General features: G+C 47.4%; 4 protein-coding genes. All 4 read left to right on the plus strand.

The window, feature by feature from the left end; translation table 11 throughout:
- Positions 1-21 precede the first annotated feature (21 nt).
- From NDI35_RS03460 to NDI35_RS03475, 4 genes are read left to right on the plus strand one after another with little or no spacing between them, the layout of a single operon-like run.
- Positions 22-4,545, plus strand: coding sequence for a non-ribosomal peptide synthetase (locus tag NDI35_RS03460; RefSeq protein ID WP_445311513.1), 4,524 nt, complete (start codon positions 22-24; stop codon positions 4,543-4,545).
- A 9-nt stretch (positions 4,546-4,554) separates the two neighbouring features.
- Complete coding sequence (locus tag NDI35_RS03465) at positions 4,555-5,973, plus strand: condensation domain-containing protein (protein ID WP_445311514.1); 1,419 nt, start codon at positions 4,555-4,557, stop codon at positions 5,971-5,973.
- A gap of 31 nt (positions 5,974-6,004) precedes the next feature.
- Positions 6,005-7,297, plus strand: a complete 1,293-nt coding sequence (gene ectB / locus NDI35_RS03470; protein ID WP_445311515.1) for a diaminobutyrate--2-oxoglutarate transaminase — start codon at positions 6,005-6,007, stop codon at positions 7,295-7,297.
- Between the two features lie 44 nt (positions 7,298-7,341).
- The gene (locus tag NDI35_RS03475) at positions 7,342-12,465 is read left to right on the plus strand and encodes a non-ribosomal peptide synthetase (protein ID WP_445311516.1); all 5,124 of its coding nucleotides are present in this window, start codon (positions 7,342-7,344) and stop codon (positions 12,463-12,465) included.
- Positions 12,466-12,513 lie beyond the last annotated feature (48 nt).

Here is a 12,513-nt window from a genome sequence, read left to right on the forward strand (position 1 = left end):
CCCATGAAAGGAACAGTAGATATGCAAAAGGAAACAATCGAAGGGTTTAGACTTTCTCCACAGCAACGGCACTTGTGGGGGTTACAGCAAAATAATCCTAAACAGATCTATCGCGTTCGAGGTGCAATTTTAATTACAGGAAACCTCGATCGAGAAATTCTTAAAAGTGCGCTGCAAAATGTCGTGAATCGGCACGAAATCCTGCGGACTAGCTTTCACTGCTTGCCTGGGATGACACTACCCCTGCAAGCGATCGCCTGCACTGGTGAAGTTCCTATGTCGGAATACAATCTGAGTGGTTTGTCTCCCGAAGAACAAGACGCTAAAATTGAAGCGCTTTTTCAGGAACTAAACCTGCTTCCTTTTGATTTTGAGCGCGGCCCACTTTGGCATATCTCTTTAGTCACTCTCGCCCAAGACAAGCACCTATTGCTGGCGAACTTCTCTGCCTTAATTGCAGATAGTGCCACCCTGAAAAATTTCACCAGCGAACTCAGTCTTTCATACTCAGCCTGCGCGTGCGGGGAAGAGTTTTCTGATGAGTCAATGCAATATGCCGATATTGCTGAGTGGCAAAATGAGCTACTCGAATCAGAAGAAACGGCAAGCGGCCAAGAATACTGGCGAAAGCTGAACATTGAAGCTTTCGATTTATTAACGCTTCCTTGGGAAAAGAAGAATCGAGAAGCGGAATTTCAGCCACAAGTAGAAAGGGTGGAAATTCGGGGTGATTTGTTGAACAGCCTGGAAGCGATCGCCCAAAAACACCAAAGCGATATTTCTGCTTTCCTGCTGACTTGCTGGCAAATTCTGATTGGGCGGCTTACCAGACAGCCCAACCCGATCGTCGGCGTAGCGATTGACGGCAGAAAATATGAAGAATTAGAACACTCTCTGGGACTGCTGTGCAAATACTTACCCCTACGATGCCCAGTGCAAGACGAGTTAAATTTCTTACAAGTGAGGAAGCAAGTTGAGCTTAATCTCAAAGATATTCACACTTGGCAAGAATATTTCACCTGGGAAGAAACTCTAGAATCCGATAAAAGTAACGCTTTTTTGCCCATCTGCTTTGAGTACGAAACAAAGCCAGAGAAATATGGCGAGTCTGGCGTTTCATTTTTCCTCGATCGGCAAGATGCCTGCCTAGAGCCATTTAAACTTAAACTTTCCTGCCTTTCACGAGGCAATTGCCTAACCGCCGAATTTCACTACGATTCCGCTTTATTTGAAGCTGAAGATGTCAAGCGCTTGTCAGAACACTTCCAGGCTGTGTTAGAAAGTGCCTTAAAAAATCCACAAATACCCATCAGTCAATTAAATATACTCAGCGATCGCGATCGCCACCAGCTTCTCGTCGAGTTCAACCAAACCCAGAAATATTACCCGACAGACAAATGCGTTCACCAGCTTTTTGAAGAACAAGCCGATCGCAGCCCAGACAGCATTGCCGTCGTCTTTGAAAACCAAACAATCACCTACCGAGAACTCAACGATCGCGCCAATCAACTCGCCCATCACCTGCAAAAACAGGGAGTTGAGCCAGAGTCAATTGTCGGAATTTGCACGCATCGCTCCTTAGAAACAATCGTAGGAATGCTGGGCGTACTCAAAGCCGGTGGCGCCTATTTACCGATCGATCCAACGACCCCAATAGAGCGCAAAGCGCTAATGCTAGAAGACGCTCAGGTGAAGGTTTTGATCGTAGAACAGCGGCTCATCGAAAGCTTGCCGAAAACTCAGGTAAATATTGTTTGCATCGATACAGACATTCCCACTGTTTCTGCCGCTTACACGCCTCGCGCCTCTTCTGACAATTTAGCTTACGTCATCTATACTTCTGGTTCCAGTGGCACGCCCAAAGGAGTCGCGATCGAACACCGGCAACTGCTCAATTACCTGTACGCTATTGAGGAAAGATTAAACCTGCCATCAGGTGCCAGTTTTGCCACCGTTTCTACCTTCGCCGCAGACTTGGGCAATACAGCGATTTTCCCTTCTTTATGTTTCGGTGGATGCCTCCATATAGTATCCCAGGAGCGCGCAACCGATCCAGAAGCACTGGCCCAATATTTCCGCCGCCATTCTATCGATTGCCTCAAGATTGTTCCCTCGCACCTTGCTGCTCTTTTAACTTCTTCTGTCGCCGAGTCTATTTTGCCACGAAGACGGCTAATTTTAGGCGGTGAAGCTGCAAGCTGGGAATTGATTGAAAAGGTTCGTAAAATCAATCCAGATTGCCTTATTTTCAATCACTACGGGCCAACAGAAGCGACGGTGGGCGTACTAACCTATCAAGTGTATGGCGAAGAATTGAAAGGAATTTCCGAGACAGTTCCACTCGGCAGACCTATAGTAAATACCCAGATTTATCTACTCGATTCCCATTTGCAGCCAGTGCCAGTAGGCGTACCTGGGGAACTGCACATCGGCGGCAGCAGTCTGGCGCGGGGCTATCTCAACCGCCCCGAATTAACCGCAGAAAAATTTATTCCCCATCCATTTGAGGCGCAGGCACATCTTTATAAAACTGGGGATTTGGCTCGTTATTTGCCAGACGGAAACATCGAATTCATCGGGCGAATTGACAATCAAGTAAAAATCCGGGGCTTCCGCATTGAATTGGGAGAAATTGAGGCAGCCTTAGGGCAGCATCCAGATATCGCGCAGGCTGTAGTGGTGGCGCGGGAAGATGCGCCGGGAGAAAAGCGCCTCGTGGCTTCTTTTGTTTCTAATCAGAAACAAGCGCCAAGCAGCAGCGAAATTCGCCGTTTTTTAGCGACAAAATTGCCTGATTACATGGTGCCTTGGGCTTTTGTAACGCTCAAAAGTTTGCCTTTAACTCCTAACGGAAAGATCGATCGGCGATCGCTCCCAGAACCCGACAGTGCCAGAGCGAAATTAGAAGGAACTTTCGCAGAACCTCGCACGCCTGCCGAGGAAACGATCGCCCAGATTTGGGGGCAAATGCTAGAGGTCGAAAAAGTAGGAATTTATGATAACTTTTTCGAGTTAGGCGGAGATTCTATATCAAGCATTCGCATCGTCGCCAAAATCAATCAATCCGGCTTGCGCGTAACGCCTAAACAACTGTTTGAGTGTCCCACTGTGGCGGCTCTTGCAGCCGTTGCAGACCAGATTGAGACGACTGAAAAACTGCTGCCTATTCTCCCAAGACAGCAGGAATTTTTAGAAGAAAAAATTTCCGGGAAATGCCAGAGCTTTTTATTTAAAACCGACTCGGACATCGCTCCTGAACTATGGCAGCAAGCGGTGCAACAATTGCTCGATCGCCACGACATTCTTCGCCTGCGATTTCTCCATACAGAATCGGGTTGGCAGCAAATGTACGGTAGTTTAGATGAAATTCAAACAGAACCTTTCTCATACATCGATTTATCGGCGTTGCCAGTTAGGGAACGAGAAACGGCTTTAGAAACCGCTGCGGCCGAGTTGAAAGAAAGTTTGAATCCAGCCGAGGGAATTCTCTGGCGAGTGGCTTTGTTTAACCAGGGAAACTATCGGCCCAATAGCCTGCTATTAACGATTCACGAACTAGCGGCAGATAGAGTTTCCTGGAAAATTTTGCTAGAGGAACTTTCGGCGGCGATCGCGCAGCTAAGTCAGGGGCAATCGGTAGAATTACCGCCCGCAACAGCAACTTTTAAACGGTGGTCAGAATTTCTGCAAGAGTACGCCAAATCGCCACAAATTCAGCAAGAGCGAGATTACTGGCTCGCTGCGCGTCAAGAAGTCTCGAAACTGCCCGTTGATTCTCCAAGCAACGATCGGGCAAACCCTGTATTAGTTTCGCTTGATGTTGAAGAAACTCGCAGTTTACTGCAAAAAGTTCCAGCAGCTTATGGAACCCAAACGAGCGAAGTATTGCTGACTGCATTGGTGCAAACTTTTAATCAATGGACGAAAGCGGATTCCTTGCTGGTGGATTTGGAGGCGTCGGGGCGAGAAGTTTTTGCCAAAGATATCGATTTGTCGCGCACGATCGGCTGCTTTGCGGCGATTTTCCCGGTGCAGCTCGTTCTCAAGGGCATCTCTGGGCCTGGGGAAGCTTTAAAGGCGATTAAAGAGCAGGTGCGGGGCGTACCCAATCGAGGTGCTGGCTTTGGGGTACTGCGCTATTTGGGCGATCGCGCAGAAGTAGCGGCGCACTTGCAAGCCTTGGATCGATCGCAGGTTAAATTTAACTACCGCGAGCAATTAGATCCGATTTTGCCTGAATCTTTTGCCTTTGAGCTAGTTGAAAGCGCGAGCAGCAGCCTGCTAGGAAATCGGCGCTATCCGATCGAAATTGACTCCGGCGTGCGACAAAATAGGCTGCAACTAGAGTGGAGGTATAGCGAAGCAGCCTACCGACGAACCACCATCGAAAAACTAGCTAAAGATTTTGTGGATAATTTGCGATCGCTTGCCGCCCACTGTCAGTCTGCCGAAACAGGAACCTACACGCCTTCTGACTTCCCCAAAGCCAATTTGAGTCAAAAAGACCTCGAGCGCTTCTTAGCGAAAATCAACCAACGCAGGTAAAAAAAAATCATGCAAGTAGAAAACATTGAGGATATTTACGAACTTTCGCCGATTCAGAAAGGCATTCTATTTCATAGCTTATTCGCTCCGGAATTGGGACTGTATTTTTTCCAAATGCCCTTTTTGTTGCGGGGAAATCTCAACGTTGACGCTTTCTCTAGCGCTTGGGAGCAAGTAGCAAACCGACACGCGAGTTTGCGGACAGGCTTTTTCTGGCAAGATATCAACAAACCCTTACAAGTTGTATATCAGCAAGTAACAGTTCCCTTAGAGGAATTCGACTGGCGAGGGCTAAATCCTGCGGAACAGGAGGAGCAATTAAATACTTTTCTGGATAGCGATCGCGCCTTAGGGTTCGACCTTTCCCAAGAGTGTTTGATGCGCCTGGCTTTGTTTCGCCTAGCTGACAACTGTTACCAATTTATTTGGAGCAGACATTTTATCGTGATGGATGGGTGGTCAATCCCCACGATCCTCGCGGAAGTGCTTCAAATTTACGAGGCGATTTGTGAGGAAAAAAAGGTAGATTTAGGGCCCAGCATTCCCTACCGAGACTACATCGAATGGTTGCAAAAGCAAGATGTAGCGAAAGCCCAGACGTACTGGCGGCAGGCGCTCGGAGAATTGCGATCGCCTACTTCCCTCACCAATCTAGATGCTAGCAGCGCCTTCAATTCCGAGGAAAAATACGACGAACAGAGAATCTATTTATCGCCAGAAACTACAGCAGCGCTGCAATCTTTTTCGCGGCAGCACCAGCTTACATTGAGTACAATCTTTCAGGGAGCATGGGCGATGCTGCTCAGTTACTACAGCGGCGATCGCAAAGTCGTCTACGGATGTACGGTGGCGGGACGCCCAGTAGAATTACTACAAGACGAGCCACTAATTGGGCTATTTGTTAACAGCTTGCCCGTATGGATCGAGGTAGCTTCTGACCAATCTCTGCTAGTTTGGCTGAGGCAGCTTCAAGAACAATTACTGGAAATGCGCCAGTACGAGTGGAGTCCGCTAGTTGATATTCAAGGGTGGAGTCAAGTGCCGCGAAGCAGGCCTTTGTTCGAGAGTATCTTGGTGTATGAAAACGCGCCTGTGGATTCACTCTTGGAAAAATGGGAAGGCAATCTAGAAATCTCGAACTCGATGATTTTCTCCGATGCGCCAAATTTTTACAAGACTAACTATCCCCTGACTGTTGCCGTGTATCCGGATCTCAAGTTCTGCATCGGCATCAATTACGATTTCCGCCGCTTCGAGCTAGCCACAATTACTCACATTCTGCAGGATTTCGAGAGATTGATTCAGGGCATCTTGGCGCAACCAAACGCGCTCCTAAAGGACTTGATGTTGCCGATCGATCGCGAGTATCCCATGACGTTAAGTCTGGAAAGAGAAGTAACGTTTAATTTTGAATTGTCCGCCGCCTAACTAACAAATCAACTAGAGTGAGAAAGTTGCCATGCATCGCATCGCCCTACAAAAGCCAAGTCAGCCAGCGAATATTTTTGAAAGTCGCGAGTCTAATGTCAGAAGCTATTGCAGAAATTTTCCTGATATATTCCATCGGGCAAAAGATTCTATCATATATTCCGAAACAGGAGCGGAATATATCGATTTTTTAGCAGGGGCAGGGGCGCTGAATTACGGGCACAACAATGACTATATCAAGCAGAAGGTAATAGCTTATCTGGCATCGGACGCGATCGCGCACGGATTAGATATGCACACCTCAGCCAAAAAAGAATTTTTAGAAAAATTCTTTTCGTCTGTCTTAGAACCGAAAAAGCTGGATTATAAAGTTCAGTTTTGCGGCCCAACGGGAACGAATGCCGTTGAAGCGGCTTTGAAATTAGCCAGAAAAATCAAGAAAAGACCGGGCATTTTCTCATTCATGGGAGCCTATCACGGCATGACGTTAGGCAGTTTAGCTGCGACTGGCAATATTGCAGCGAGAGCGGGGGCAGGCGTAACCTCAAATAATGTAACTTTTATGCCCTATCCCTATGGGTTCATGGAAAGTTTTAATACTATCGGTTATATCGAAGCAGTCCTAAATGATGTCAATTCTGGAATCGAAAAACCAGCGGCAATTATTTTTGAAACTGTGCAAGCTGAAGGGGGAGTAATTGTCGCGCCCGTCGAGTGGATGCAACAACTCAGAGACTTGTGCTCACGCCACGACATTTTATTAATTTGCGACGACATTCAAGTGGGTTGCGGGCGGACAGGGCCATTCTTCTCATTTGAAAGAGCTAATATCGTTCCCGATATGGTAATTCTCTCCAAATCGATCAGCGGTTACGGATTTCCGATGTCGCTTTTGTTGATTAAACCTGAGTTAGATATTTGGGAACCGGGCGAACATACAGGTACATTTCGGGGAAATCAACTCGCTTTCGTAGGAGCTACCGCTGCTCTAGAGTATCGAGAAAATATCCATCTCGAACGCGAAGTCCAATTGAAAGAGTTCTTTTTACAAAAATTCCTGGCGGAAGAAATTGCTCCGATCGACGAAAAAATAGATATCCGAGGAATTGGTTTAATTTGGGGCATCGATTTTGAAAAATTTGGCGCTGCTAGTTTTGCTAAAAAAGTCACTTCGCGGTGTTTCGAGTTGGGATTAATCGTGGAAAGAGTTGGGAGAAATGATACGGCTATAAAAATATTGCCTCCCCTGACTATCGAATGGTCAATTTTGCAAAAAGGCTGTGCGATTTTGCAACAAGCCTTGTCCGATTGCTTGAATTCCTAATTGCTCTAATTTTTTCCAATTTTTAAAATGTGAGGAGACGATCGATGATAGCCGTAGCCAATCAAATCAGACCAATTACCCCCATTTCAGATAACTTGTTGTCTCAAAAAATTTATTGGTTAAACAAGCTATCCGGGGAACTGCCGGAGACAACTTTGATAGCCGATTATGTAAGACCTGTGCTAGATAGCGGCAAAGAGCGAGAGGTCGCCTTTGAACTGTCGAGCGAACTGTCTGAAGCGATTTTTAAGTTGGCGAAAAAATCCGATTTGTCAATTTATCTAATTCTGCTCGCTACCGCTAAAATACTGCTCCACAAATATACGAGCAATAGGGATGTTATTGTCGGCTCGCCGGTTTATAACCCAGAAAAAAGCGATTGCTTAATTAATCGAGTGGTTCCGCTGCGCTCCACGGTCACTCCTCAACTGACTTTTAAAGAGTTTCTGCTCCAAGTCAAAGACACTGCGATCGCGGCCTACAGCCACCAAAATTATCCGTTTGCTGAATTAGTGCGGTTGTTAAAACTTTCCGAAACTCAGAGCCGCTGTCCAATTTTTGACGTAGCGGTTTTATGGGAAAACATTCACTCTGCAAGCGATCTCGCGGAACTCGGCAATGATTTAACAATTGCTTTGAAAGTCGATGGGAATCGAATAGTCGGCAAAATTGACTACAGCGACTTGCTTTTCAAAGAGAAAACCATCAGAAGACTGACGGCACACTATGTCAATCTTTTGGAAAACGTCACCAACAACATTCACCTGAAAATTGCGGATCTTAGTTTTTTAAGCAAATCTGAAATCCGCCAGCTATTAGAAACTTTTAACGACAATGCTAGAGAGTATCCTGTCGAGCGAACGATTCACGATTTATTTGAAAGCCAGGTCGAAAAAACGCCCGATCGAATAGCTGTTGTTTTTGAAGAAACTCAGTTAACTTATCGCGAACTGAACGCAAAAGCGAATCAACTCGCCAGATTTTTGCAGAGTTTAGGAGTCAAAAATCGACAACTGGTGGGAATTCTGCAAAAACGGAGTCCGAATTTTCTCATCGCTATTCTCGCTATTTTAAAGGCGGGGGGAGTCTACGTTCCCATTGATAGCACTTATCCTCCGGAGAGAATTCGCTATATGCTTTCTCACAGCGAAGTGCGGATTCTCTTAACAGACGCTTCATTTTTAGAGATTTTGGCAAGCCAAATCGAGTATTGCCCTCAGTTAAAATATTGGGCTTGTTTAGATGTCAAGCCGGAGGGCGCGACGAGATCCGCCTCCGAGGTTCAGATATGCGATCGCCGCGATTTCGATAAACTGCCCGCAGCCAATCTAGAAACTAGCAATCGCGGCACCGATCCAGCTTACGCGATTTATACCTCCGGTTCCACCGGATTGCCCAAGGCAGCTATTATCCGACACGGCGGCGCGATCAATCACATTTACGCCCAATTTGAATCCCTGGGATTGACTGATGAATTTACCTTTTTGCAAAGCGCTCCCGCTTCATCGGATATTTCGGTTTGGCAATTTTTAGCGCCTATTTTAATTGGCGGAAAAACCGTAATTGCCGACGCGGAAACAATTTGCAATCCAGAAAAATTGTTTGAGGTAATTCAAAAACACAAATTAACCCTCGTCGAACTCGTTCCCACCGTTGTCCGAGGATTGACAGACTATCTTTCAAAATTCTCGCCGCAGCAACGAGCGTTCCCCAATTTAAAATGGATGATGGTAACGGGAGAATCCGTCTCGGTAGAGTTGGCGAATCAGTGGTTGCGCCTGTATCCCTCTATCGGCGTTGTCAATGCTTATGGCCCTACAGAAGCGGCTGACGATATTACGCAGGCAATTATTGAAAAACCTTTGCCGGAAAATCAGCGATCGCTATCCATTGGCCAACCCCTAGCCAATTTAAATCTTTACATCCTCGACTCTCAGATGAAGTTAGTTCCCATCGGAGTGCCGGGAGAGATTTGCGTGTCGGGATTTGGCGTCGGCGAGGGCTATTGGAAAGATGAAAAGAATACTCAATTAAGCTTTGTTGAAAATCCCTTTCCAAATACGGCAAAACCGCTGCCAGGAATTGACAAAGATTTAATGTACAAAACCGGAGATTTAGGGCGGTGGCTTCCCGATGGAACGATCGAATTTCTAGGGCGCATCGATCGCCAGGTAAAAATTCGCGGTTTCCGCATCGAACTAGGAGAAATAGAGGCTGTATTGGAGCGACATCCAGCGGTGCGGGAGACGGCAGTTATCGTCAGGGAAGATAACCCCGGCAACAAGCGTCTAGTCGCCTATATCGCTGGGCACCAGGCACAAAACAGTTTATCAGAGTTTCAATCTTCGAGCCTTGCAGATGAGTTATGCGGCGATTTAAAACAAAAATTGCCGGAATATATGGTGCCTTCAGCCTTCGTGCTGCTGGAGGCGCTGCCGCTTTTGCCGAATGGGAAGGTGGATCGCCGATCGCTGCCTGCACCGGAAAAAAGCGCGATCTCCGCGGTGCGATCGCCCCTGGAGGAAATGGTTGCTGGCATCTGGAGCGAAGTGTTAGGGATTGAGGGAATTGGCAGCGAGGATAACTTCTTTGAATTGGGAGGACATTCGCTATTAGCTACTCAGGCGATCGCGCGCCTGCGAGAAGCCTTTAAAATTGAATTGCCCCTGCGCGTCTTATTTGAATCGCCAACAGTGGCAAGTTTGAGCGATTGCATTTCCCAAATCAGCAGCAGCGAGCAAAAACTGGAAGCACCCCCGATCGATCGCGCACCGCGAGGCCCAGAATTGCCCCTGTCTTTCGCACAACAGCGGCTGTGGTTTCTCGATCGCTTGCAACCGGGCGATCCGGCTTACAATATCCCCGCAGCCGTGCGCTTGAAAGGTGCGATCGACGTAACAGCATTAGAGCGCAGTTTCCAAGCAGTTATCAATCGCCACGAAGCCTTGCGGACAACTTTTGGCGAGGTGGAAGGGCGGCCCATTCAATTGATAATTCCCGAACCGACTTTCGCCCTCTCAGTTATAGATTTGCAGCACTTTCCTCAATCTCAGCGAGAAGCAGAAGCCATGCGACTCGCCGCCGAGGAAGCGCAACAACCTTTTGACTTAGCAAACTGGCCATTAATGCGAGTCACTTTGCTACAGTTAGACGACACAGAATTTATCTTATTGCTAACCATCCATCACATCGTTGCAGATGGCTGGTCTCTTGGGGTACTCGTGCGGGAAATGGCAACCCTCTACGAAGCTTTTTGCACTGGCAAACCCTCCCCACTTCCCGAACTTTCAATCCAATACGCCGATTATGCCGTGTGGCAGCGAAACTGGCTCTCTGGGGAAGTTTTAGAAGAAAAACTTGCCTATTGGAAGCAACACTTAGGCAATCCCTTACCAGTGCTGCAACTGCCTGCAAAACAACCGCGCGCCGCTGTTTCTACCTATCGCGCTGCCCTTCAACCTTTCCAGCTTTCCCCAAACCTTTCCGCCGCGCTCAACAAGCTGAGCCGCCAACAAAATGTCACCCTATTTATGACGTTGCTAGCTGCTCTTGAAACGCTGCTATATCGATCGACAAACCAGGATGACATGGTGGTCGGCACCGACCTCGCCAACCGCACCCAATTGGAAACAGAGGCTCTGATTGGTTTCTTTGTCAATATCTTGCTTTTGCGCGGCGATCTCAGTGGCAATCCTACTTTCATAGAATTGGTCGATCGCGTGCGCGAAGTCACCTTAAAAGCCTACGCTCACCAGGATTTACCGTTCGACAAATTGGTGGAGGAATTGCGGCCCGATCGCAGCCTGAATCAAACACCGCTCTTTCAAGTCTTATTCGTCATGCAAAATATGCCCATGCCTGCTTTAGAGCTAGGCGGGTTAACTTTGACACCCTTAGAACAAGACAGCGGCACCGCCAAATTTGATTTAGTTCTCTTCGTGGGAGAAACCGAGCAAGGAATTGCAGGCACTTGGAAGTACAACACTGACCTTTTCGAGGCCGCCGCCATCGAGCAAATGTCCAGCCGTTTTGAAACCTTACTCAACAGCATTGTGGCAGAGCCTGAGACTCGGTTAAATAACTTAGAAATTCTCACGGAAGCGGAAAAAGAACAACAAGCAATGCAAGAAGTCAAGCGCGAAAAGCTAAATTTTAGCAAGTTTAAGAGTGTTAAACCGAAAGTAGTCACTCTGCCAGACGGCGAGTTGATAAAAACCGAATTTCTCCAGCCTGGGGAACTATTCCCGCTAGTCATTAAACCCGCTGCCAGCGATGTCGATCTCATTGATTGGGCGAAAAACAACCGACCATCGATCGAGACAAAATTGCAGCAACACGGTGCAATTTTGTTTCGAGGCTTTACCGATCCCTTAGTTTCTACTTTCGAGCAGTTTGCCTTGGGGATTTGTCCGGAATTGTTCAGCGAGTACGGAGATTTGCCGCGCGAAGGAATGGGTGGAAAAGTTTACGGTTCGACCCCTTATCCTGCCGACCAAACCATCTTCTTTCACAACGAAAGTTCGCACCTGCACCGCTGGCCCATGAAAATCTGGTTTTTCTGCGTTCAACCCGCGCAGTCAGGCGGCGAAACCCCGATCGTTGATTGCCGGAAAGTTTATCAGTTGCTAGACCCCAAACTCCGAGAAAAATTCGCCCAAAAGCAACTGATGTACGTCCGCAATTACACCGACGGACTCGATGTAAGCTGGCAAGAATTTTTCAAAACGGCGCATAAAACTGAGGTGGAACAATATTGCCGTCAAGCGGGCATAGAATTTGAGTGGAAAGACGGAAATAAGCTCAGAACTTGCAAGCGGAGGCCGGCGATCGCCAAGCACCCCAAAACTGGAGAAATGGTATTTTTTAACCAACTTCCTTTGCACCACATTTCCTGCTTAGATCCGGTCGTCCGCAACTCCTTATTATCTGTCTTTGGAGAAGGAAACCTACCTCGCAATGTTTATTACGGCGACGGCACTCCCATTGAAGACTCGGTAATGGCAGAAATTCAGGCCGTCTATCAGCAGGCAACCGTTAGTTTCCCTTGGCAAGCTGGCGACATATTAATGTTAGATAATATGTTGGCTGCTCACAGCCGCAATCCATTTGTCGGGTCGCGCAAAATTGTGGTGGCGATGGGCGAAATGATCGGTGAAGCCGAGATTTAAAAGCTGACTTTTATCCCGCCAAATTCGGCTTTAGCCGACTCTGCTACG

Source organism: Microcoleus vaginatus FACHB-2002, assembly GCF_040004035.1.
In the GTDB taxonomy this organism is placed as follows: Bacteria; Cyanobacteriota; Cyanobacteriia; order Cyanobacteriales; family Microcoleaceae; genus Microcoleus; species Microcoleus vaginatus_C.

What these genes read in the sequence shown, in the direction of transcription:
- NDI35_RS03475 (WP_445311516.1), top strand. Translation starts at nt 7,342, where the DNA reads ATGATAGCCGTAGCCAATCAAATCAGACCAATTACCCCCATTTCAGAT.
- ectB (WP_445311515.1), top strand. Translation starts at nt 6,005, where the DNA reads ATGCATCGCATCGCCCTACAAAAGCCAAGTCAGCCAGCGAATATTTTT.
- NDI35_RS03465 (WP_445311514.1), top strand. Translation starts at nt 4,555, where the DNA reads ATGCAAGTAGAAAACATTGAGGATATTTACGAACTTTCGCCGATTCAG.
- NDI35_RS03460 (WP_445311513.1), top strand. Translation starts at nt 22, where the DNA reads ATGCAAAAGGAAACAATCGAAGGGTTTAGACTTTCTCCACAGCAACGG.